The organism is Hymenobacter bucti, from assembly GCF_042681145.1.
GTDB lineage: Bacteria > Bacteroidota > Bacteroidia > Cytophagales > Hymenobacteraceae > Hymenobacter > Hymenobacter bucti.
The window spans coordinates 83,878-106,539 of record NZ_JBHUFD010000018.1; the positions used below are offsets into that span (position 1 = coordinate 83,878).

20 protein-coding genes are annotated in these 22,662 nt (G+C 63.4%); 11 read left to right on the forward strand and 9 right to left on the reverse strand.

Features of this window, described 5'->3' with window-relative positions:
• Positions 1-93 precede the first annotated feature (93 nt).
• The gene (locus tag ACFSDX_RS19495; RefSeq protein ID WP_382316605.1) at positions 94-327 is read left to right on the forward strand and encodes a hypothetical protein; all 234 of its coding nucleotides are present in this window, start codon (positions 94-96) and stop codon (positions 325-327) included.
• Positions 328-389: 62 nt separating this feature from the next.
• Here ACFSDX_RS19495 and ACFSDX_RS19500 read toward each other — a convergent pair whose 3' ends face one another.
• Complete coding sequence (locus ACFSDX_RS19500; RefSeq protein WP_382316606.1) at positions 390-920, reverse strand: GNAT family N-acetyltransferase; 531 nt, start codon at positions 918-920, stop codon at positions 390-392.
• A gap of 18 nt (positions 921-938) precedes the next feature.
• Positions 939-1,622 (reverse strand): arylesterase, encoded by a 684-nt coding sequence (locus tag ACFSDX_RS19505; RefSeq protein WP_382316608.1) that lies wholly within the window; start codon positions 1,620-1,622, stop codon positions 939-941.
• 237 nt (positions 1,623-1,859) lie between these two features.
• On the opposite strand from ACFSDX_RS19505, the gene ACFSDX_RS19510 reads away from it, so the two are divergent.
• From ACFSDX_RS19510 to ACFSDX_RS19525, 4 genes are all read left to right on the forward strand, one after another.
• Complete coding sequence (locus ACFSDX_RS19510) at positions 1,860-2,546, forward strand: ABC transporter ATP-binding protein (RefSeq protein WP_382316610.1); 687 nt, start codon at positions 1,860-1,862, stop codon at positions 2,544-2,546.
• Positions 2,547-2,587: 41 nt separating this feature from the next.
• Positions 2,588-5,122, forward strand: a complete 2,535-nt coding sequence (locus tag ACFSDX_RS19515) for an ABC transporter permease (RefSeq protein ID WP_382316612.1) — start codon at positions 2,588-2,590, stop codon at positions 5,120-5,122.
• A 167-nt stretch (positions 5,123-5,289) separates the two neighbouring features.
• Entirely contained in the window at positions 5,290-5,808 is a 519-nt protein-coding gene (locus ACFSDX_RS19520) for an HPP family protein (RefSeq protein WP_382316614.1), read from the forward strand.
• A 3-nt stretch (positions 5,809-5,811) separates the two neighbouring features.
• The gene (locus ACFSDX_RS19525) at positions 5,812-6,240 is read left to right on the forward strand and encodes a DUF1622 domain-containing protein (protein ID WP_382316615.1); all 429 of its coding nucleotides are present in this window, start codon (positions 5,812-5,814) and stop codon (positions 6,238-6,240) included.
• Here the strand turns inward: ACFSDX_RS19525 and kdsB are convergent.
• The gene (gene kdsB, locus ACFSDX_RS19530) at positions 6,237-6,986 is read right to left on the reverse strand and encodes a 3-deoxy-manno-octulosonate cytidylyltransferase (RefSeq protein ID WP_382316617.1); all 750 of its coding nucleotides are present in this window, start codon (positions 6,984-6,986) and stop codon (positions 6,237-6,239) included. The two genes, ACFSDX_RS19525 and kdsB, sit on opposite strands and share 4 nt — an antisense overlap.
• A 213-nt stretch (positions 6,987-7,199) precedes the next feature.
• Between kdsB and ACFSDX_RS19535 the strand changes: the two genes are divergently transcribed.
• Complete coding sequence (locus ACFSDX_RS19535) at positions 7,200-8,126, forward strand: LysM peptidoglycan-binding domain-containing protein (protein ID WP_382316619.1); 927 nt, start codon at positions 7,200-7,202, stop codon at positions 8,124-8,126.
• A gap of 121 nt (positions 8,127-8,247) precedes the next feature.
• Positions 8,248-9,006: a TIGR02757 family protein gene (locus ACFSDX_RS19540; RefSeq protein WP_382316621.1), complete on the forward strand. Its 759-nt coding sequence runs from the start codon at positions 8,248-8,250 to the stop codon at positions 9,004-9,006.
• Between the two features lie 142 nt (positions 9,007-9,148).
• On the opposite strand, the gene ACFSDX_RS19545 is transcribed toward ACFSDX_RS19540, so the two are convergent.
• Together ACFSDX_RS19545 and ACFSDX_RS19550 are read right to left on the reverse strand one after the other, a co-directional pair.
• On the reverse strand, positions 9,149-10,870 hold the full coding sequence (locus ACFSDX_RS19545; protein ID WP_382316623.1) for a hypothetical protein: 1,722 nt from the start codon (positions 10,868-10,870) through the stop codon (positions 9,149-9,151).
• A 487-nt stretch (positions 10,871-11,357) separates the two neighbouring features.
• Positions 11,358-13,085, reverse strand: coding sequence for a hypothetical protein (locus tag ACFSDX_RS19550; protein WP_382316625.1), 1,728 nt, complete (start codon positions 13,083-13,085; stop codon positions 11,358-11,360).
• A gap of 496 nt (positions 13,086-13,581) precedes the next feature.
• Between ACFSDX_RS19550 and ACFSDX_RS19555 the strand changes: the two genes are divergently transcribed.
• The 4 genes from ACFSDX_RS19555 to ACFSDX_RS19570 all read left to right on the forward strand — a co-directional run bounded on the left by ACFSDX_RS19555 (position 13,582) and on the right by ACFSDX_RS19570 (position 19,203).
• A complete protein-coding gene (locus tag ACFSDX_RS19555) occupies positions 13,582-16,020 on the forward strand; it encodes an endonuclease MutS2 (RefSeq protein WP_382316627.1) in 2,439 nt (812 codons plus the stop codon).
• 222 nt (positions 16,021-16,242) lie between these two features.
• Positions 16,243-18,171 (forward strand): alpha/beta hydrolase-fold protein, encoded by a 1,929-nt coding sequence (locus ACFSDX_RS19560; RefSeq protein ID WP_382316629.1) that lies wholly within the window; start codon positions 16,243-16,245, stop codon positions 18,169-18,171.
• A gap of 12 nt (positions 18,172-18,183) precedes the next feature.
• Complete coding sequence (locus ACFSDX_RS19565) at positions 18,184-18,777, forward strand: Crp/Fnr family transcriptional regulator (RefSeq protein ID WP_382316631.1); 594 nt, start codon at positions 18,184-18,186, stop codon at positions 18,775-18,777.
• Between the two features lie 66 nt (positions 18,778-18,843).
• Positions 18,844-19,203 carry a DUF4260 domain-containing protein gene (locus ACFSDX_RS19570; protein ID WP_382316633.1) on the forward strand — a complete coding sequence of 120 codons (360 nt, stop codon included), beginning with the start codon at positions 18,844-18,846 and terminating at the stop codon, positions 19,201-19,203.
• Between the two features lie 27 nt (positions 19,204-19,230).
• Here ACFSDX_RS19570 and ACFSDX_RS19575 read toward each other — a convergent pair whose 3' ends face one another.
• The 4 genes from ACFSDX_RS19575 to ACFSDX_RS19590 all read right to left on the reverse strand — a co-directional run bounded on the left by ACFSDX_RS19575 (position 19,231) and on the right by ACFSDX_RS19590 (position 22,403).
• The gene (locus tag ACFSDX_RS19575; RefSeq protein WP_382318192.1) at positions 19,231-19,608 is read right to left on the reverse strand and encodes a DUF3037 domain-containing protein; all 378 of its coding nucleotides are present in this window, start codon (positions 19,606-19,608) and stop codon (positions 19,231-19,233) included.
• On the reverse strand, positions 19,595-20,398 hold the full coding sequence (locus tag ACFSDX_RS19580) for a HipA family kinase (protein ID WP_382316634.1): 804 nt from the start codon (positions 20,396-20,398) through the stop codon (positions 19,595-19,597). The genes ACFSDX_RS19575 and ACFSDX_RS19580 overlap by 14 nt, the downstream gene beginning before the upstream one ends.
• Positions 20,399-20,448: 50 nt before the next feature.
• On the reverse strand, positions 20,449-20,919 hold the full coding sequence (locus ACFSDX_RS19585; protein ID WP_382316636.1) for a hypothetical protein: 471 nt from the start codon (positions 20,917-20,919) through the stop codon (positions 20,449-20,451).
• 338 nt (positions 20,920-21,257) lie between these two features.
• Positions 21,258-22,403: a putative sensor domain DACNV-containing protein gene (locus tag ACFSDX_RS19590; RefSeq protein ID WP_382316638.1), complete on the reverse strand. Its 1,146-nt coding sequence runs from the start codon at positions 22,401-22,403 to the stop codon at positions 21,258-21,260.
• Between the last annotated feature and the right edge of the window lie 259 nt (positions 22,404-22,662).

The window sequence follows — 22,662 nt, forward strand, 5'->3', positions numbered from 1 at the left end:
CGGCGGTTGGGCCGCGCCCCAGGGTGCGGGAGTTGTAACAAGGCGGCGCGGCGCTTATTTTTCCTGCTCCTTACCTCTTAGGCTCACCTCCTTATGAGTGCCGTATTGCATGAGATAGACCAAGCCCTGGCGGCCTACGCAACCCAACACCACGCCCGCCCCGTGGCCGTGTACCTAGGCGAGCGCAAGCTCACGCAGCTCATCCTCGACATTGCGCTAGTGGGCGAGCTACCGGCGCTTAGCACGGCCGAAGGCCGGCCCGTAGCTTATCGCAGCCTGGACTTGCTGCGCGATGAGGTAAATGTGAACGGGATACGGGTGATTTAGAGAGCCGTAGCGCGGACTTTTAGCCCGCCCACACCTAGGGGCTTGCGGACTAAAAGCCCACGTTACGGCCTGTCCGCAAACCGCTCGAGCAGCACCACCGGTATGCCTTTGTAAAACACGCGGTCGATTTCCTGATAGCCAACCTTGGCCGCCAGGCGCAGCGAGGCTAGGTTGCCGATATCAACCAGGCACACCGTGCGCGCTACGGGCAGGTGGGCATCGCCCCAGGCCAGGGCGGCCTGCGCGGCTTCTGCTGCGTAGCCCCGGCCGTGCGTGTGCGCCGCCAGCACCCAGCCCACTTCGGGAAAGCCTTTGAGCGAGGGCGTGATATCGCGCTGCCACTCGCCAAAGCCCACCGCCCCAATGTAATGGCCCGTCGCCTTTTCCTCCACGGCCCAGAAACCGTAGCCGCAGATGTGCCACACGCCCATGTGGCGCAGCATTTTGGTCCAGATTTCTTCTTCGGGCAGCGGGTGGCCGGTGAGGTGCTGGTAAAAGGCGGGCTCCTGCCACATGGCCACGGAGGCGGCTAGGTCGCCGGGGTAGTGGCCGCGCAGCCGCAGCCGCGCCGTTTCGATAACTGGGACTTCCATGCCGCAATAGTAGCGCTATTACAGCAGCGGCTGCACGGTGCGCCACACGGTGCGGGCTACCAGGCGGTGGCCTTCGGGCGTGGGGTGAATGCCGTCGGCCTGGTTGAGCCGGGCGATGCCGCCCACGTTTTCGAGCAGGAACGGGATGAGCGTAAGCTTGTTTTTGGTGGCAATATCGGCGTAGAGCTGCTTGAACTCGGCGGCGTAGGCGGGGCCCATATTGGGCGGAATCTGCATGCCGGCCAGCACAATTTTGGTCTGGGGCGACTGCCGGCGCACGGTGTCGATGATGGCTTGCAGGTTCTGGCGGGTGTCGGCGAGGGGCAGGCCGCGCAGGCCATCGTTGCCGCCCAGCTCCAGCACAAACACGTGCACAGGCTGGCGGCTCAGCACCCAGTGCAGGCGCGAGCGGCCGCCGGCGGTGGTCTCGCCGCTGAGGCCCGCGTTGACGACGGTGTAGGGCAGGTGCAGCGAATCGACCCGGTTGCCGATGAGCGCCGGGTAGGCCTCGTCGGGGTCCACGCCCAGGCCGGCCGTGATGCTATCGCCAAAGAACAAAATAGTTTGCTGCGACTTGGCGGCCGGCGCTTCGGCCGCCGCCGTAGTAGCGGCGGGTGCGGCCGCAGTGGTGGCGGGGGCGTCGGACTGACAGCCGGCGGCCAGCAGAGCCAGCAGAAGGGCGCTACTTGAGAGGTATTTCATAGAGCAAAAGGCGAAAACGGCGAAAGTATAGGCCGCGGTTGCGCGTCCTACGTAGCCTATAACCAGCGGGGAGACGTTTTTCTTCCCGAAACGCTTTTTCCTCGTGCACAACGCCTAGGCTGTCATGCAGCGCGTAGCGAAGCATCTCGCTCGCACCGTTGTTTACATAAGAATTTACTGCACCACGCGAGATACTTCGCTACGCTCTGCATGACGAGCGTGTTTCTTTTTAGTTAGATGACCAGCCTCCAAGTCGAAAACCTCACCAAAACCTACACCAGCGCCGGCCGCCAGCTCACGGTGCTGCACGAAGTCAGCTTTAGCCTCCAGCCGGCCGATACGTTTGCCATCGTGGGCCCCTCGGGCAGCGGCAAAACCACTTTGCTAGGCCTCTGCGCCGGCCTCGACCGCGCCAGCAGCGGCAGCGTGACCTTGCAAGGCATCAAGCTCGATAGCCTGGGCGAAGACCAACGAGCAGCGGTGCGCAACCAGCACGTGGGCTTCATTTTTCAGAATTTTCAGCTCCTGCCCACCCTCACGGCCCTCGAAAACGTGCAGGTGCCCCTGGAACTGCGCGGCGAGCGCAACGTGGCTCGCACCGCCCAGGCGCTGCTCGAGCGCGTGGGCCTCGGCGAGCGCGGCCACCACTATCCGGCCCAGCTCTCGGGCGGCGAGCAGCAGCGCGTGAGCCTGGCCCGCGCCTTTGCCAATCGCCCGGCCATCCTCTTCGCCGACGAGCCCACCGGCAACCTCGACCCCGACACCGGCGAAACCGTGCAAGGCCTCTTGTTTGACCTGAATAAAGAAGCCGGTACCACGCTCGTGCTCGTGACGCACGACCTGGAGCTGGCCGCCAAAACCCAGCGCACCATGCGCATGAAAGGCGGCCGCGTGGTGGAAGAAACGGTTGGCAAAACGGCTTAACTCGCGCCAGCAAAAGCTAGTGAACAGCCAGTAAAAACGATATGGATTTCAAGTGGTTAATAACAATGGCGTGGCGCGACTCGCGCCGCAGCCGTTCGCGGCTGGCGCTGTTTATGTCGAGCATTGTGCTGGGCATTGCGGCGCTGGTGGGCATCAATTCCTTCGGCGACAATCTGGCGCGCAGCATTCGCGAGCAGGCGCGCGAGCTCTTAGGAGCCGATTTGGTCCTGTCTTCCAGCCAGCCCTTCGACGCCAAGCTGGCGCCGACCCTGGCCAAGCTGGGCCGCACGCGCAGCGATGAGGCTTCGTTTGCGTCGCTGGTCTCGTTTCCGCGCACGCAGGGCGTGCGGCTGGCGCAGGTGCGGGCCCTAGGTCCGGGTTTTCCCTACTATGGCGATTGGGAGACCCAGCCCGCCGCCGCCGCCGCGCAGTTCAAGGCTGGCCAAAGCGCGGGCGCGCTGGTCGATGACGTGCTGCTGGCGCAGTTCAACGCCCGCGTGGGCGACTCCGTCAAGGTCGGCACGCTGACGCTGCCCATCGTGGGCCGGGTGATGAGCACGCCGGGCCAAACGGGCTTCAGCGCGGCCGTGGCGCCTAAGGTTTTCATTCCTAAAAGCCTGCTGGCCAAGACCAATCTTATTAAGCCTGGCAGCCGGGTGCAGTATCGCACCTATTACCAGTTTGCGGCTGGCACCGACGTGGCGGCTACCATCAAGCCGCTTGAGGCCAAGCTAGAGGCTAGCAATATTGACTCCGATACCGTGGCCAGCCGCCAGCAGCAAACCGGCCGCGCCTTCCGCGACCTCACGCGCTTCCTGAGCCTAGTGGCCTTCGTGGCGCTGCTACTGGGCTGCGTGGGCGTGGCCAGCGCCGTGAACCTCTACGTGCAGGAAAAGCTGGCCTCGGTGGCCGTGCTGCGCTGCCTGGGCGCGAGCGGCCGGCAGGCGCTGCTCATCTATCTTATCCAAACGTCGGGGCTGGGATTGCTGGGCGCCATCATTGGCGCGGCCCTAGGGGCCGTGGTGCAGCTGGTGCTGCCCAAGGTGCTGGGCAGCTTTTTGCCAGTGGCCGTGAGCGTGGCGGTGTCGCCGAGCGCCGTGGCCATCGGGCTAATAACGGGCCTGGCGATGGCGGTGCTCTTCGCGCTACTGCCGCTGCTGAGCATCCGGCGGGTGTCGCCGCTGCGGGTGCTGCGCGCCTCGTTCGATGAGGACACGACCGCGCCCGACCCGTTGCGCGGGCTGGTGCTGGGCGTGGTGTTGCTCTTCATCGTGGCCTTCGCTTACGCCCAAACCCGCGACTGGAAGCAGGCCCTAGGGTTCGCGGCCGGGCTGCTGGTGGCCCTAGGGGCGCTGGCCGGGCTGGGCCTGGGACTGCGCTACTTGCTGCGCCGCTATTTTCCGGTGGGCTGGAGCTATGTGGCGCGCCAGGGCTTGGCCAATTTATTTCGGCCCCAGAACCAGACGGTTACGCTCATCATCTCGCTGGGGCTGGGCACGTTTTTGCTGGCTACGCTTTTCCTCACCCAAGCGCTGCTGCTGAGCCGGGTGCAGCTCTCGGCCAGCGGCCAGCAGCCCAATCTGGTGCTGTTCGACATCCAGACCGAGCAGGAAAAAGGCGTCGAGCAGCTGCTCCTCAACCAAGGCATTCCCATCATGCAGCGCGTGCCCATCGTGACGATGCGGCTCGCCTCCATCAACCGCCGCACGGTGGGCGAGCTGCGCAAAGACACCGCCAACGGCATCCCGCGCTTCGCCCTCACCCGCGAGTACCGCGTCACGTACCGCGATACGCTCAGCGCCAGCGAGAAGCTGACCGCTGGCACGCCACCCCAGCCCGGCGTGGCCGGCGGCCTGCCCCGCGTGTCGGTCGATGGTGACTACTTCAAGCGCGTTAAGCTCAAGCTCGGCGATACGTTGACTTTCAACGTGCAGGGCGCGCCGCTCAGCGCCGTGGTGGGCGGCACCCGAGAGGTCGATTGGGCCCGCGTGCAAACCAATTTCCTGGTCGTGTTCCCCACCGGCGTGCTCGAGCCCGCGCCGCAGTTCCACGTCATCCTCACGCGGGTGAAGGATAACCAGCAACTCGCCGCCGCGCAGCGCGCACTGGTGCGCGACTTCCCCAATGTGTCGGCCATCGACCTGGGGCTGATTCTGCAAACGGTGGACGAGATTCTGAGCAAAATCTCGTTCGTCATTCGCTTTATGGCGGGCTTCAGTATTCTCACCGGCTTGCTGGTGCTGGCCAGCTCAGTGCTCATCAGCCGCTACCAGCGCACCCGCGAAAGCGTGCTGCTGCGCACCCTAGGCGCCAGCCGCAGCCAGATTCTACGCATCACGGTGCTCGAATACGCCTTGCTGGGTACGCTGGCCGCGCTGGCAGGCGTGCTGCTGGCGGCGCTGGCGGCGTGGGCGCTGGCCTTCTGGGTCTTCGAAACACCTTTTGTCAGCAGCAGCCTGCTGTGGCTGCCGGCGCTGGTGGCGCTAGTGGCGGGCCTCACGGCGCTCATCGGCGGTCTCAATAGCCGCTCGGTGCTGAGCCAGCCGCCGCTGGCGGTGCTGCGCGCCGAGGGGTAGATTACCATTGCCACTAAAAAAAGAGGCGTGCGGGAGGACCTAGGTCTTCCCGCACGCCTCTTTTTTGCGGGTCAGCTTACAAGCCAATTAGCGGATGCTTTATGATTTTCCTACCTAGGTAGCGGGTTGGTCGTATGGGAGCTAAGCGCCAGCCTGCGTCTTTACCCATGCCTCCTACCTCCTCTACCGCCGCCACCCCGGCCGCGCCCCTAGGCCGCCCGCGTTTGGGCTGGCGGCGCGAAATTCTGTTGGCCATCTTGCCTACCGTCACGGTGCTGGGGTTGCTGTGGCTGCTCAAGCTGCTCAGCAATCAACAGCTGCTGTTCGCGTCGCTGGCGTCGAGCTGCTTTTTGATTTACCTTGACCCCAGCCACCCGGCCAATAGCGCCCGTACGCTGGTCGTCAGCCAGCTAGCGGGCGCCGGGCTGGGTTTCGGGTTTCACGCGTGGCTGGGGCCGGGCTACCTGAGCGCGGCGCTGGCGCTGCTGAGCGTCATTGCCGTGATGATAGCGACCAATACCATGCACCCGCCGGCCGTGGCTACGGCGCTAAATTTTGCCTTCCGGGCGGGCACGGGCGAGGGCAGCCTGCTGCTGTTTGGGCTGGCCGTGGGGCTGGTGCTCGTGCTGCTGGCCGTGCAGCACGCGTCGGCTTATTTGGTGCGGCGCTTCACCCCCCTTGCCTAGGTTATGCAAGCCCTTCCCGAAACTCCCATCACCTTATTTGCCCGCACCGAAGCCAGTGTGGTAGCCGCCGTGCAGTGGCTCAAGCTAGGGGCCGAGCTGGTGGGCGCGGCCATTATTGCCCTAGGTATCATCACGGCGGGGCTACTGCTGGTGAAGGAACTGGCGAAGCACCGCACGGCCGATTTTACGGCCATTCGCCTCACGCTGGCGCGCTACCTGGCCTTGGCCCTGGAGTTTCAGCTCGGGGCCGATATCCTGTCCACGGCCATCGCCCCGAGCTGGGAGCAGCTTGGCAAGCTCGGCGCCATCGCCGTCATCCGCACCGCGCTCAACTTCTTTCTATCGAAAGAAATGCAGGACGAGCGCCGGCAAAGCGGCGATGAGCAGACCGTAGTAGCGCGCCCCAAGCAAGGCGCCCGCCCCGCCGCCTAGGCCAGCCGCAGCAGCGCCCGGCGCACGTCTTCGGGCGTGTCGATGCCGAAGGCTTCGAGCTCGGTCACGGCGGTTTGAATGACGAAGCCGTTTTCGAGCCAGCGCAACTGCTCCAGGCTTTCGGCCACTTCGAGGGGCGAGGGCGGCAGCTGCGTGAGCTGGCGCAGCACATCGGGGCGGTAGGCGTAGAGGCCTAGGTGGCGGTGGTAGGGGTGGTGCAGCAGCCACTCGCCCTCGGGCTGCTGGCGCTGGTAGGGCAGGGGGTGGCGGCTGAAGTACAGCGCCCGCCCGCGCCGGTCGGTCACAACTTTGGGCAGGTGCGGGCTGAATAATTCTTCGTCGGTGATGACGGGCTTGATGAGCGTGGCAATGTCGGGCGGCGCGGGCTGGTCGAAGAGCGTGACCAGCGCCTGAATTTGGGCGGGGTGAATGAAGGGCTCGTCGCCCTGGATGTTCACGATGCAGCTCACCTCGGCGGGGCTACCCAGCTGCTCAAACGCCTCCCACACACGGTCGGTGCCGCTGGGGTGGTCGGGCCGCGTGAGCACGGCCTCGCCCCCAAACTCGTGCACGTGGTGCAGGATGCGCGCATCGTCGGTGGCCACTACCACGCGGGCCAGGCCCGCCAGCCGAGCCTGGCCCACCACGCGCTGAATCATGGTTTGGCCACCTAGCTCGATGAGCGGCTTGCCGGGCAAGCGGGTCGAAGCGTAGCGGGCCGGGATGATGCCGATAGCCAGAGACATGCGAAAGAAAAAAGGGTTGGGAAGGTGAAACAGACGATAAGCGCGCAGCTTGGCGTTAGAAATCAAGGCCTGCTCGCCGCTTTCTGCTCCGAAACTACGGCCGCCCGGCCGTTAGCTATTTACTTTGTTGGCTGCTGGCGTTGCGCCAGGGCCCGTTTTAAACGGGGATAGGTATTATTTAGCTCGCTTCCGCGCATGAGTTTGTTTGCTTCTTTGTTGATTATTAGTTCGCTGCACGGCCCCGTGGTGCCCGCCGCCCACCCGGCGCCCGCCGACTCGATAGGGCAAGAATTTCGGGGCGGCCAGCGCCTGGTGCGCCACCGCGTGGCGCAGGGCGAAACCTTGTTTGCCCTGGCCCGCCGCTACCGCGTCAGCGTCGACCAGATTACCGGCGCCAACCCGCAGCTCAAAAACGGCCTCGCCATTGGGGAGGTAGTGCTCGTGCCGCGGCCCAGTGCTGGCGGCGCCCGGCCCACCGCGGCCACGCCCACGCCCACAAAGGCGCCCGTAGGTGCGCCCGCTGCTGCCGCTACCACCGCGCCCGCCCGCTACACCGTGGCCAAGGGCGAAACGCTGTTTGGCATCGCGCGCCGCTACAACCTCTCGCCCGCCGAGCTGATGCTGCTCAACCGCCTGCCCGCGGGTGGCTCGGTGCGCGTGGGCCAGGAACTGCTGCTGCGCGCCGCCGAGACCGGGGCCGCGCCGGTAGCTGCCGCCACCCCGCCCGCTCGGCCCACTCCCACCGAGGCCGCGGCACCCGCGCCTAGGGTAAACCCTAACGCGCCGGCCCAGATTGCGACTATCACCACGACCAAGGAGCCCGACGCCGAAGCGCCCGAAACCCGCGCCCCCACCCGCGCCAGCGAGGTAGTAAGCCGCGTGACGGAGAGCGGCATGGCCGCCGCCATCGCCAACAGCGGCACCGATAAATACCTGGCCCTGCACAAAACGGCGGTCGTGGGCACCATCATGCAGGTCAAAAACCAGATGAACGGCCAGTCGGTGTACGTGCGCGTTATCGGCCCGCTGCCCGACACCGGCGAAAACAACAATATTCTGGTGCGCCTCTCGCCCCGCGCCGTGCAGAAGCTGGGCACCAGCGACTCGAAGTTCCGGGTCGAAACCAGCTACGTGCCGTAGGGACTTATTCTACGCTTTAGCCTTGTTTGTCATTGCGAGCGCAGCGAAGCCATCGCCACCTGTTCAGCGCCGCTGTTCGGGTGCGATGGCTTCGCTGCGCTCGCAATGACAAACGCATTTTATGGACGTAATTAAACTAGCAGAACTCCGCGCCCTCCTCGATGCGCGGGCCGACCAGTACAACCAACACGCCTTTATTGCCAAAGACCCCATCAGCATCCCGCACCGGTTTAGCCAGTTGCAGGATATCGAAATCAGCGGCCTGTTTGCCGCGCTGCTCGCCTGGGGCCAGCGCCCCACTATCCTCAAAAAAACCGCCGAGCTAATGCAGCGTATGGACAATGCGCCTTACCAGTTCATCACTCAGCACGAGGACGAGGATTTGAAAAAGCTGCTCAAATTCTGCCACCGCACCTTCTGCGATACCGACCTGCTGTATTTCGTGCACTGGCTGCGCTGGTTTTACGAAGGGAACAGTTCGCTGGAGGACGCCTTTTTGCACGGCGCCACCATGCGCGAGCGGCTGGTAAATTTCCACAACCTGTTCTTCAGCCTGCCCGACGCCCCGGCCCGCACCCGCAAGCACGTGGCTACGCCCGCCCGCGGCTCGGCCTGCAAGCGCCTCAATATGTACCTGCGCTGGCTGGTGCGCCGCGACGATAAGGGCGTCGATTTTGGTCTCTGGCAGCGCATTTCGCCCGCCGAGCTCATCTGCCCCATCGACGTGCACGTCGAGCGCCAGGCTCGCCTCCTAGGTCTGCTCAAGCGCGAAAAAGTAGATTGGCAAGCCGCCGAAGAACTGACGGCCAACCTGCGCCTGCTCGACCCCCTAGACCCGGTGAAGTACGACTTCGCGCTCTTTGGCGAGGGCGTGGGGTAGCTGGCCCATCATACCGGCCAAGGCTGGCTAAGCCGAATCGGATGGCAGTAGATGGCTAGGTTTAGGTACGATATAAAAGCGCCTGCTGAACGCCACTTTAGTGACGCCCAGCAGGCGCTTTGCGTAAGTTCAGATACCGTATTTAGAACGTGTAGACGTTCAGCTTTCCGCCTATGCCTAATGGTCTTTCTACCACCAAGGCCTTGCCCAAACCGGTAGGGCTCAGGTAAAAATAGTGCTGTTCGGCATCGCCGGGAGCTGCCTGAAGTAGCTTTTCAAGGGCCACGTACACGGGTAGGTCAGCCGGACCAGCGCGCTCGTAGGTGCGCACATTGTGGGCCGCGCTGAAATTGCTGGTAACATAGGTGGGGTGCGCGAAGTGAATAGACGTGTACACTGGCTCGTCTTTGCGCTTGCTATCGGGGTGGTCGTAGCGCTGTAATTTCAAAGCCTGGTCAAAGTAGAAAGTATACGTTTGCTGCTGGCCATAGTGGGGAATATAGCCATCATCGGTATGGCGCGGCGGCACGTTGGTAATCACAAACTGGTACTGGCCGGTCAGCGGGTCGGCGTGAAAGCGGACGTACCGGTAAAGGCCGCCTCGGAAGATGCTTGAGCTGCCATAGTTGCGCATCTCGGGGGTGTAGGGCAGCTGTGCACTGGCCAGCACGCGGCCGTCGGCCGCGTAGCGGCGCATAAATACACCATCCAACTTGGTACTGCTGCCGTCCATAAGCACCTCGCCCAGCGCGTACTCGCCGTACACTAGCACGTCGCCGGTAGCGTGGTCGAGGTATAGCCCGCCCACGCCGCCACTGCTGACCTCATACTCGTCCATACGGATGTAATTCTTACCCTGGGACATGTTGAAGTAATACGGAATATGGTTGGCCCCGCCCAGGCCAGGCACCCGGCCCGAATAAGCGGGGTGGGTGCCGGTGGTGAGCTCCAGCGTGGTGTGGAACCCACTCGCTGCCGCGGCCCCGTGGTCATCCACCACAAACACCTGAAAGTTTGTGGGCAAGTCGCCGGGCTTGGCCTTAGGGCCGCCTTCCAGCGTGCGGCGGCTGAAATATGTCTGGCCCGGCCGATGGCCCAGGAAAGCCCAGTCCTGGTACCAGTGCCGCAAAAACATATTGTTTGGCTGCTTGGGAGTGGGGGGCAGCACTACTGGCTCGCGGCGCAGCGCACGGGTAGCCAAGTCGTAATGCTGAAGGTAGAAAGTGGTGGTTTCCTCGCGGGTGTTTAGCTCCCGCACGACCTCCACGTAGCCGGCCGCGTCGGCGTAGCGGCCGAGCGTGCGCACTTCCACTTTACGCGACTCCGGGGCGGCCGGTGGCTCAAACAGGTGCTGGGTAAGGTGGCCCTGCGCATCGAGGCGCTGCACAAAAACCTGGTCAGTTGCGAGCTTAGTCGAGCCGCTTTTGACCGATTCTTTGGCGGCATCGGCCCCCAATACCTCCGCCAGCACTAGCTCATTGCCGTCCGTAAACACGTTCACGGGCCAGAGGCTGGCGGCCGTCATCTCCTTGGCCAGCTGCTTGCGGTCACGGGCCGGCTGCCCAAGGGCAATTTGGCGATTATCAAGCAGGTGGCCAGAGTTGAAGAGAGAATACTGATAGCGGGTGAGGGGCGTTTTCCAGACCGTGTGGCCATCGGGCGCCAAGCACTGCGCTACCACATCGGTTTTGGCCGAGTTGGTGAGCAGCAGCACCGTGTTTTGGTTGGGTAAAGTAACCACGCCACCCACGGTAGCGTGGTCGTCGAGGGTGATGGATTGCGCAGGCTTAGGTGGGCCAGCCGACTGGGCCAGCGCCGGGCCTGCCAGCAGCAGCGTAGCCCATCCAAGGTAAAATGATTTCATAAAGGATAACGTGATATAAGGAGTAAATTAAAAAAATATAGGCTCGGGAAGCCGAAGCAGGCTGCCGCTAGCTGCCAGTGCAGTTGAACAATTGGTTTTCAGAGTAGGACAGAATAAATAGACCTGTTTTTCAAAGCTGAAATCTAAGTAGCCAGTGCTTTTTTACAAGTTGTTTCCCGCTTTTTGCTTCCCAAATCCCCTATTCTAAAGTGCCTTAAATAGGCGAGTAGCGTACAACTCGCCATGCTCAAAAACTCGAAAGGCCCCGAACTACCCGCCTGGGTATTTCTGGCGCTGCGCCTAGGTTCGTTGCTAGTGGTAGCGGTGGTGGCCGCGCTCATTGCCCGGTGCACGCGGTAGGTGCTGGCTAAAGCCGGAGCGCGGTGACGGCGTGGGTAAAGTAGCAAAGCAGCTGAGGAGCTAAGCTAACTGCTTGCGCTAGCCATAAAAAAGCACTGGCTGCTGGGCCAGTGCTTTTTCGTGAGTATCAGTTCTTAGATAGTAACTCGGCTTCGAACGTGTACACCTTGAGCGCTCCGCCGATACCTAGGGGCTGCTCTAGCACGAGGCCGGTGCCAGGGCTGCTAGCGCTAAGATAAAATTTATGGTCGGGAAGGTTAGGGCCGGCCGCTTGGCGCAGGTTTTCGAGGGCGGTGTACACGGGCAAATCGTCTTTGGCGGCGTGTGCGTAGGTGCGCAAGTTAGCCGTGTTGCCGTCGGCGTTGTACACGCAGAAAGGCTCCGCAAACTGGATGGTGGTGAACACCTGCTCGCCTTTGGCTTTGGCCGGCGAGTACTCGTAGCGCTGCATCTTCAGGTCGCGGTCCATAAACAAGCTAAGGTGCTCGCCGGGGCCGTGCGGGGGCAGCGTCGAAAAGCTGTACTGGCTCTGGCCCGTGAGCGGGTCGAAGAAAAAGCGCAGCTGGCGGTCGGGGTGACCCTGGAAGCTGCCATTTTTCTGCCGGGCCCGCATGGCGTCGCTGTACGGCGCCTGGAGCTGCGCCACGAGCCGCCCATCGGCCGCGTAGCGCTGCTCAAAAAAGCCCTGTAACTCGGGATGGGAATTTACTGCCGGTAAGTCGCCTTTGCCGTACTCACCAAAAACAAGCACGTCGCCCGTGCTGCGGTCGAGGTAAAACGACCCTAGGCCTCCCGTCGACGTGTCCCATTCGTCGGAGGTAACCGAGCCGCTGGCGCCTTGCTGCGTGTAGTAGCGCGGAATATGGTCCAGCTCGCCATAGCTGGGCATAGCCCCCGAGTACACCGGTGCCGTACCCTTGCCTAGGTCCAGCGTAGTGCTGAAGCCGCCGGGCGCGGTCTGGCCCTGGTCGTCGGCCAGGTATACTTGGTACGTAACGGGCTGCTTGCCGGGCTTCTGCTGGGCGTCGGCGACCAGGGTGCGGCGGCAGAAATACGTTTGGTTGGGGCGGTGGCCCAGGTAGGCCCACTCCTGGTACCAGTGCCTGAAGGGGCCTAGGCTACCCGCGTGCGCGGGGGTAGTGGGCAGCGCCAGCGGTTCGCGGCGAATAGCATTGGTTTTTAAATCATAGTGCAGCGTGTAGAAAGCCACGTTCTCCTCCCGCGGATTCGTTTCACGCACTACTTCCACGTACCCATTCGCATCGGCGTAGCTAGCCAGCCGCAGCGACTCCGTTTGCTTAGCCGCTGCCGTGGGCCCCGCATTAAACAAGTGCTTGGTAAGAGCACCCTGCTCGTCGAGGCGCTGCACGTGCATCTGGCATCCTGGGAGGCTGGCGGCCCCGGCTTTTACCAAGCTCTTGCTTGCTTCCTCCGAAATGTGCTCGGCCAGTATTACTTCATTACCGTCCGTAAACACCTTGAGTGTGTAGAGCTCGGCAGCGGCTATTTCCTGCTGCAACTGCCTGGCGGCCCGCACTTCGGGGCTCTTACCTAGCTGCCAGTTGTCGAGCAGGGGTCCCGCCCGGTGCGCGGTGTGCCCAAAGCGGGTGAGGGGCGTTGTCCAGAGCGTGTGGCCATCGGGGGCGAGGCACTGCGCCACCACATCAGACGACTCCGAACTGGTAAGTAGCAACACCGTATTGTGGTTGGGCAGCGCCACGGTGCCGCCCACTGTGGCGTGCGGACCCAGCGCGATGGTTTGGGCGGGGCGCAGCGCCGTAGCCGGCCCCTGCGCCGCCGCCGTACCACCAGTCAGCAGCGATAAGCCAAGTAGCGAACGATGAAGTACTTTCATGAATTAATCGGTAGAAAATAGTACAAATTGTAGTTGTAGAAGGTAAGAAAATCAGATGGAAAGTGCTCGGATACTCCGTGAGTTTGCCAATGACGGCTGGTTAGTAGTGGTAGAAGTCAGTAGAAAAACTGCTGTCTAATCAAGCTTTATTTAAAAATAAATTATTGATAATCAGTGCAATAAATATGGGTGCTTTATTAAATAGCAGTAAATGTTATAAGCGCTCAAAATTAGAATATAGTTAGGCTTATAGTCAAGGCAATTAAAAGGACTTTTATATAAATATTCCGGATAGTTGCACCTTCTCACAAGCTATATTGTAGCTAATTAGCAGTTGGGTGCGTATCCCTTGCGTAGTTGCTAGTTTGTTAGTTAAGCTAGGAGGCAGCACAAGCAGTAGGCAGCTGCCGCTACTTAGTTGATTCCGCGAATCTTCTACCCCGCTCAGGTGTTTTACTTTTGCGGTTCTACACTGAAATTCCCCGCCTTTTTTGATTTGTTAGTACCCCAGAACTTCGAAGCCAAAATTGGCTTCTCTACCCTCCGCGACTTGCTCGAGCAGCTCTGCTTATCGGCCCTCGGGCGGCAGTACGTGGCCAAAATGGATTTCATCACCGACCACGAACGCTTAACCAAGCTGCTGGCCCAAACCGATGAATTTACCCAGCTGCTGAACAGCGGCTCGGAGTTTCCGGGCGCGTTTTTCTTCGACGTGACGATGCACCTCAAGCGCGCCTCGCTGCCGGGCGCCTTCCTCGACGTGGCCGCGTTCTACGAAATCAAGATGAGCCTGCGCACCATCCGGGCCGCGCTCACCTTTTTCACCCACGCCGCCGAAAACCTCTACCCGAGCCTGCGCCTGCTGGGCATTGGCATTCAGGCCGACCGCAACCTGCTGGCCGCCATGGATAAAGTAGTGGACGACGAGGGCAAGGTGCGCGACGATGCCTCGCCGCTGCTGCGCCAGATTCGGCAGGAGCTTATTCAGCGCCAGGGCCAATTGCGCAAGCAGATTGCGGGCATCCTGCGCCACGCCAAAAGCGAGGGCTGGACGCCCGGCGACGCCGAGCCCACCATCCGGGGCGGCCGCCTGGTGCTGCCGGTGGTGGCCGAGCATAAGCGCCGCCTGCGCGGCCTGATTCACGACGAAAGCGCGTCGGGCCAGACCGTGTACATCGAGCCGGCCGAAATATTCGAGCTCAACAACGACATCAAGGACTTCGAAAACGCCTACCAGCGCGAGCTGATTCGCATTCTCTCGGCCCTCACCGACCAGTTGCGCCCGCACCTGCCCGACCTGCGCAAAGCCTACAGCTACCTAGGGCTGCTTGACTTCATCCGGGCCAAGGCGCGCCTGGCCCGCGAGCTCGATGCCCAGCTGCCCGAGCTCAGCAGCCGCCCGCTCATCCGGTGGCGTGGCGTGCGGCACCCGGTGCTGGCGCTCACGTTCCGCGACCAGAACAAGGCCGCTGGCAAAGACGCCGAGCAGCGCCAGGTGGTGCCGCTCGACATTGAGCTGACGCCCGAGCAGCGCATCCTCGTCATTTCGGGGCCCAACGCGGGCGGTAAGTCAGTGTCGCTCAAGACGGTGGGCCTGGTGCAGTACATGCTGCAATGCGGCCTGCTCATTCCGTGCGACGACTACTCCGAGGCTGGCATGTTCGAGGATATTCTGCTGGATATCGGCGACGAGCAGAGCCTCGAAAACGACCTCTCGACCTACTCCTCGCACCTGCTGGCCATGAAGCAATTCGTGACCGTGGCCAATAAGAAGAGCCTGGTGCTGATTGACGAATTTGGTACCGGCACCGAGCCCACCCTAGGTGGCGCCATTGCCGAAGCCGTGCTGGAGCAGCTGAACAAAGAGCGGGCGTTTGGGGTGATTACCACCCACTACACCAACCTCAAAAACTTCGCCGAGAAGACCGAGGGCCTCGTGAACGGCGCCATGCGCTACGACCCCGAGCGGTTGCAGCCGCTCTACCGCCTCGAAGTGGGCAAGCCGGGCTCGTCGTTCGCCATCGAGATTGCGCGCAAGATTGGCCTACCTAGGCAGCTTGTGGAGCGCGCTACCCAGCTGGTGGGCAAAGACAAAATTCGCTACGACCAATTGCTCGAAGGCCTCGAACGGGACAAAACCGAGCTTGAAGCCAAGCTGCGCGACACCGAAAAGCTGCAAAACGGCCTGCGCAAATTCACCCAGGAATACCTGGACCTGAAGAAGCACCTCGAAGACACCCGCCTCGAACGCTTGCGCGACGCCAAGCACCAGGCCCAGAAGCTGCTCAAGGACACCAACCAGCAAATCGAGGCCACCATTGCCGAAATCCGCCACTCGCAGGCCGACAAGGAAACCACCAAGCAGGCCCGCGAAAAGCTCGACACCTTCGTGCGCGAAAAGCTGCAAGCCGAGCCCCCCAAGGCCCGTCCTACCCGCGAGCTGGCCGACGCCAACACCCTCGGTACCGGCGACCGCGTGGCCATTCTGGGCCAGGAGGGCCACGGCGAAGTGGTGAGCGTGAAGGGCAAAACCGCCGAAGTCCTCTTCGGCGGCATGAAAACGCTGGTGAAAGTGGCGCAGCTCGAAAAGCTGAGCCGCGCCGAAGTGCGCGAGCGCGAAGCCACCGCCCGCAAAACGGCCGTCGCCAACTCGGGCGGCCAGAGCCTCGACCTCACCGGCCGCATGGCGGGCTTCAGCCCTACCCTCGACCTGCGCGGCGAGCGCGCCGAAGACGCGCTCACCAAGCTCATGTCCTTCGTGGACGATGCGGTGATGTTCGGCATCCCCGAAATCAAAATCCTGCACGGCCGCGGCAACGGCGTGCTGCGCCAGATAGCCCGCGACTACCTGCGCCGCAACCGCACCGTGGCCAGCGTGGGCGACGAGCACGCCGACCGCGGCGGCGACGGCGTGACCCTGGCCGTGCTCAAATAAGCAAAACCAGCCGGCCCTGACTCAGCCGCCCGCTGCCTTCGGAAGACAATTCTGAAAGCGGCGGGCGGCTGATTTTTTGGGGGAAGGAAAGGTCGGGTGAGCGCAGCTGCACCCAGATAGTTACTTTTTCTTCGTGCGCCTAGTAGCTTGCTGCCGGGGCCGAGATTTTGCCCGCAACAGCTGTCACACGCGGCCTGGTAGGGGCCGCGTATTATTCAAATCATGAGCCGATTAGTTACCCTCGCCCTAGGTGCGGCCCTGTTGAGCGCAAGCGCCGGTTTTGCCCAAGTAGTCAAGGAAATGCCCAAGGGCTTCGACCAGCCGCGGGCGGGCGTCGCGGCGGGCCGGCTAGATAGTATCAGCTACGCTTCCAAGACGGTGGGCACGGTGCGCAAGGCGCTGGTGTACACGCCGCCGGGCTTTTCCAAGAAGAAAAAATACCCGGTGCTGTACCTGCTGCACGGCATTGGGGGCACCGAAAAGGAGTGGCTGCGCGGCGGCAACCCGCAGGTAATACTCGACAACCTCTACGCGGAGGGCAAACTCAAACCCATGCTGGTGGTAATGCCCAACGGCCGGGCCATGCAGGACGACCGGGCGGTGGGCGATATCTACTCCAAGGAGAAGGTGGCGGCCTTTGCCAACTTTGAAAAGGACTTGCTTACCGACCTCATTCCCTACGTCGAAAAAAACTATCCCGTGCTCACCAACCGCGAAAACCGCGCCCTGGCCGGGTTGTCGATGGGTGGCGGGCAGTCGCTGAATTTTGGGCTGGGCAACCTCGATAAATTTGCCTGGGTGGGCGGGTTTTCGTCGGCCCCCAACACCAAGCTACCCGAGCAGCTGGTGCCCGACCCCGCCAAGGCCAAGCAGCAGCTCAAGCTGCTCTGGATTTCGTGCGGCGACGCCGACGGGCTGCTGGGCATCAGTAAGCGCATGCACGACTACCTCTATGAGCATGCGGTGCCGCACGTGTACTACCTAGAGGCGGGCGGGCACGATTTTAAGGTCTGGAAAAACGGGCTGTACATGTTCTCGCAGTTCCTGTTTAAGCCCGTGGATGCAGCCAGCTTGCCCACCTACACGGTGCTGGGCACGCCGGCCGCCACCAACGTGCGCAACGCCAAATACCCCCAGATTTTGCCCGATAACCGGGTGGTATTCCGCGTTAAAGCGCCCGAGGCGCGTAAGGTGCAAATCGACCTAGGGCGTAAATACGACCTGGCCAAAGACAGCACTGGCTACTGGACGGCCACCACCGACTCCATCAAGCAGGGCTTTCAATACTACTCCTTGCTGGTGGATGGCCTGGCCGTGGCCGACCCCGCCAGCGACACCTTTTACGGCATGGGGCGGCAGGCCAGCGGCATCGAGATTCCGGCGCGCAGCGAGGGCTTTTATGCCTTGCAAGACGTGCCCCACGGCGAGGTGCGCAGCCGGCGCTACTTCTCAGCCGTGACCAACTCGTGGCGCCAGCTGTTCGTGTACACGCCGGCTGGCTACGACGCCAACGCGGCCGCAAAATACCCCGTGCTGTACCTGTTGCACGGCGGCGGCGAAGACGAAACCGGCTGGGCCCGCCAGGGCAAGGCCAACCTGATACTGGACAACCTGCTGGCCGCCAAAAAGGCCCGCCCCATGCTCGTGGTGATGCTCGATGGCAACATGGGCGGGCCGGGCGGCCTGGCGGGCTTCAACGAAAACAGCTTAAAAAGCTTCGAAAATGAGCTCAAGCAAGTGGTGCTGCCGCTGGTGGAAACCAACTACCGCACGGCCCCTGGCGCCGGGGGGCGGGCGCTGGCGGGCCTCTCGCTGGGCGGCCTGCAAACGCTGTACGCCGGCCTGCGCAACTCGGCCATGTTTGGCTACCTAGGGGTGTTCAGCTCGGGCTTTTTTGCGAACAACGCCGCGCTGTCGGACCCGCAGTATGACTACATCAAGACCAACGCCAGCACCCTCAACGGCAACCTGAAGCAGCTGTGGCTGTCGATGGGCGGCCCCGAGGATATTGCCTACGCCAACAACAAGGTGATGCGCGCCCGCTTCGACGAGCTGGGCCTCAAGTATAGCTACAGCGAATACGCCGGAGGCCACACCTGGCCCGTGTGGCGCCACGATTTGTATAAGTTCGCGCAAGGGCTGTTCAACTAATTCTGGTCCTCCATGCACCCTTTGCGCGCCTACATCGAGCGTTTTGTGGCCCTTACCGAGGCGGAGTGGGCGCCCCTGGCGGCGGCTCTGCGCCCGCGCCACCTGGCCCGCCACGCGCACTTCGTGGCAGCCGGCGAAACCCGCCCCGAGCTGGCGCTGGTGCTGAGCGGCGCGCTGCGCCTCTACTACCCGCAGGCCACGGGTGAGGAGCGCACCACGTATTTTTTCTTCGAAAACCACCTGCTGGCCGACTACGCCGGCTGCCTGACGGGCCGGCCCAGCCAGCTCAGTATTCAGGCCCTCACCGACTGCGAGCTGGTGGTGTGCGACTACGCCGTGCTGCGCGGGCTCTACGACCAGCTGCCCGTGTACGAGCGCTTTGGGCGCTTGCTGGCCGAGTACCACCTGCTGGGCACCGATGCGCGGCTGGTCGAGCAGCTCACGCTCGCGCCCGAGGCGCGCTACCGCCAGCTGCTGCGCAGCGGCAAAACCAAGATTCTGGAGCGGGTGCCGCAGCACTTGGTGGCCAATTACCTGGGCATTACGCCGGTGTCGCTCAGCCGTATTCGGGCGCGGGTGGCGGCCGAGGGCGCGGCGTTTTCTTAGCTTTTGTTATCGTGGGGAGCTAGGCGCGGGGCGGAACTTTGCCCCATCAATTAACCCCCACGCCCCATGAAAACCCTGCTGAACCTCGATGAGCTGGCCTCGCTGCTGCTGGCCGTGCTGGTCTTTGCCTACTTGCCCTATACCTGGTGGTGGCTGCCGGCCCTGTTCCTGGTGCCCGACCTGAGCATGCTGGGCTACCTGGCCGGGCCGCGCCTGGGCGCGTGGTGCTACAACCTGGCCCACCACAAGCTGCTGGCGCTGGCCCTGGGCGCGGCGGGCTACCTATTGGGCCAGCCCGCGCTGCTGCTGGCGGGCGTAGTGGTGCTCTTTCACAGTAGCTTCGACCGGCTGCTGGGCTACGGCTTCAAGCACGAAACGGGCTTCAAACACACCCATCTAAGCCCGCTGGGGCCGCCCGCCGCCTAAGCTGGGCCCGCGGCAAAATCGCGCCAGCTACCCCACCAGCTCGGCAAACAGCCGCCCTAGGGTGGCCCCGGCATCGGTGCACAGGCCGGGGTGCACGGCCGAGGTCTGCACCACCGTGCTGCGCTGGGCCGTGAGCCAGCGGAAGCGTGAGGCCACCGCCAACTGCCCAATTGGCCCGCCCTCGGCCCGGCCCCGGCAAATGCGCTCGAACGAGCGCAGGCGCTCGCGCAGCTCGCCTAGGTCGAGGCGGTGGCCGGCGAAGGCGAGCAGGCGCGCTTCGCTCAGCTCAAACTGAGTTTGCAGAAAGCCCTGGGCGGGGCAGAACAGGATGACGCCCACGTTCAGAAATTCTTCGCGCTCGACGCGCGGCACCACGCGCAGCACGGCGTACTCAAACAAGTGCATGGCGGGCGGCTTGGGCTTCTTGAACAAACACGGCGGAAGCCGCCAGGCGGGCTTCCAAAAACTGCACGTACTCGGCGCGCCGCGCGGCGGGCGCCAGGGCCGACGACTCGTCGGTGAGCCACTCGTCGGGCACCAGGGCCACGATTTCGCGCAGCACGGCGGGCGTGAGGCGGGCGTGGCCCGCGGCATCGGCGGCGGCCAGCTCGCTGGCCTGGGGTAGCAGCACGTGGTCTTTCACCTGCGAGAAAGCGCGGGGCTGGGGGCGCGGCTGCGCCCACTCGGGGCCGGTGTGGTGCACGTAGAGCGCCGCGCCGTGGTCGATGAGCCACAGCTCCTTGTGCCAGATGAGCATGTTGGTGTTGCGGGCGGTGCGGTCCACGTTCAGCGTCAGGCAGTCGAGCCACACGATGAGCGAGGCCAGCGCGGGCTCCACTTTGGTCACGAGCGGGTCGAAGGTGCTGGCGCCGGCCAGGTAGTGCAGGGCCAGGTTCTGGCCCACGCTGGCCTTGAGCAGGTCCTGGATTTCCTCGTCGGGCTCGGTGCGGCCGAAGGCTTCGTTGAGCTCGCAAAACACTAGCTCAGGCATGCGCAGCCCCAGGGCGCGGGCCAGTTCGCCCACTATCAGCTCGGCGATGAGCACCTTGATGCCCTGGCCCGCGCCCCGGAATTTGACCACGTACATAAATCCATCGTCGGCCTCCACGAGGGCCGGCAGCGAGCCGCCTTCGCGCAGCGGCGTGATGTAGCGCGTGACATTAACGGTGCGCAGGGCGAGGGTAGGAGCGGGCATGGACGCGTAACAAAGAGGGCTGCAAAGGACGGGCCGCGCCGGCAAACTCCTTAGCTGCCCAGCAGCCCGGCAATGCCTTTCACGTGCAGCCGGGCAAAATTGCGCGTCCGCTCGAAGCGGGCTTGCGTGGCTTCCAGCTCTTCGTCTTTGGGTAGGCCGCTGGGCACCTGGGTGGTTAGCCGGTCGAAAACCGAAGCGGCAATGTCCAGGTAGCCTAGCAGCAACAGATACAGCTGCTTTTTCTCGTTTTCCGAGTAGCCCTTGGTGCGGATGGCCTTCGTTAGGGTGTCCAGCTGGGCCGTTTCGTCGGTGAAAAGGTCGCGCAGGGCGCGGCGCTGCTGCTGGTATTCGGCCAGCGGCTCGGCCTCGACCAAGGCCGGTGAAAATGGGAAGGAATCGGCAAAAGCCACCGACTTGGCGAAGGTGGTTTCGGCCTGGTAGATAAGCGCTAGGTGCTTTTGCAGGCTCGTCCAGAGCCCGGTGCGGGCCCGTTCAAAAGCGGTGCTGGTTGGTTCGGTCATGGGGTATTTTAGAGAATGCTGGCGGCCGTTATTTCAACTTATAGGCCGCGCTTACCAGCTTGGCCCGCACCGGCGCAATTTCGGCGGGCACGTCTTTGCCCCATGCTGCTAGGTAGGGCTTCCTGCCCACGAAGGTATTACGGACTGCTGCCCGGCGCCGGGCAGCCAGCGCGGCGCCGGCCACCGGGTGCAGGAAGTAGCGCGAACTCCAAAGTTCGCGCTACGGACCTCCCGTACACTGACTCCGAAACTGCTCTAGGTGCCCGCGACTGGCCAAGCGCGCTATGCCTCAAGCTGCTTTGGGTGAGAACCAGCCGCATCGCCGGCCAACGCTTAGGTCACAAGAGCAGCACGTCGATGCGGTGGGCGTGCACCATGCCGAACTGCTCAGACCAGGTGAAAACCGTGAAATTGCCATCCTGGGAGGCCACCAGGGCCACAGCATCGTGCTGGTCGTGCACAAACTGCGCGGCGGCCAGGTGGCGAGTGCCGCCGTTTTTGGCGGGGTGCAGGATGGTGGCGCTGGCCCCCACCACGGGCTCGGTCACGACGAGCTGCTCGACGGGCGAGCCCGCGAGGCTGCGCGTAACCTTGGCTCCGAACGCCAGCAGCCCGTACTGCCGCGTGATGACGGTGGCGCCATCCACGGCTGTGAAGCCGCCCACCACCCCAATGGTATCGAGCAGGCTATCCTGCCAGTCGCGCTGGGTGTGGTCGGCCTCGTTGAGCAGCGTCGCAATGTTGTTGTAGGCCGGGTCCACGGGGTAGCTCAGGGGCTGCACGATGGAGGCCTGCCAGGCCTCGGAGCCGGCGGGCACCATCAGCACCAGGCCGCCGCGGCCGTGGGCGCGCATGGCGCGGGCCAGCTCCAGCAGCACCTCCACCACCGGGCTGGCCCCCGGAATGGTGGACGAAAGCGCGATGGCGGGCAGCGACTCGTGCAGGGCCGGGGAGTCGGCCAGGCCGCGGTTTTCCTCGTCCACCACCCGCACCTGGTCGCCGCGCAGCACGGCCACGTTCACGAATTTGCCGAAGCCATCGGCTCGGCGGTGCTTGGCCACCAGCAGGCCCGGCTCGACCACCTCCAGCACGAAGCACACCGGCGGGATTTGCGTGACCGTGCCCCACACGTAGAGCCCCTGCTCGTCCTGGCCCACCCCTAGGTGGATGCCGGGCTGCTCCACGGCCGGCGCCAGCTTAATGATGCTTTGGGGCGTGAGGCGCAGGCGGTGGGCAAAGCGCAGCGGCTGCACCGCCTCGGCGGGCGAAAGCAGGGCCAGCGAAATGCGCGGCGGCCGACCTTCCTCGCGGCGCAGGCTGGCCCAAAAGGCCACGTCAATAACTGCTTCGATAAGGGCGGCGTCGGGTGGGGGCACCAGCGAGGAGGCGCCCAGCCGCGCCGCATTGGCCCAGTGCTGGGCAAAGTGCACGGCCAGCACTGGCGCGACCATGCGGGCCGCCAAATAAGTAGGTTCTGAAAGCATAAGGCGAAATAAGCGGATGAAAGCGCCACATAGGCGCCAGGCGGGCCGCCCGCCGCACCCGAGCGCCCGCCCCTGAGGGGGGCGCATTACCAAGCGCGTAGGAGAACAGCAAACCCCATGCTTTTGCTTAGTAGCGGGTTGAATTAAACAGTCTAAAAGCGCCTGCCCTAGCGAGCGTAGCGAAGCAATCGCACCCGAACAGCGGCGCTCAACAGATGCGATTGCTTCGCTACGCTCGCTAGGGTAGGCGCTTGGGGCT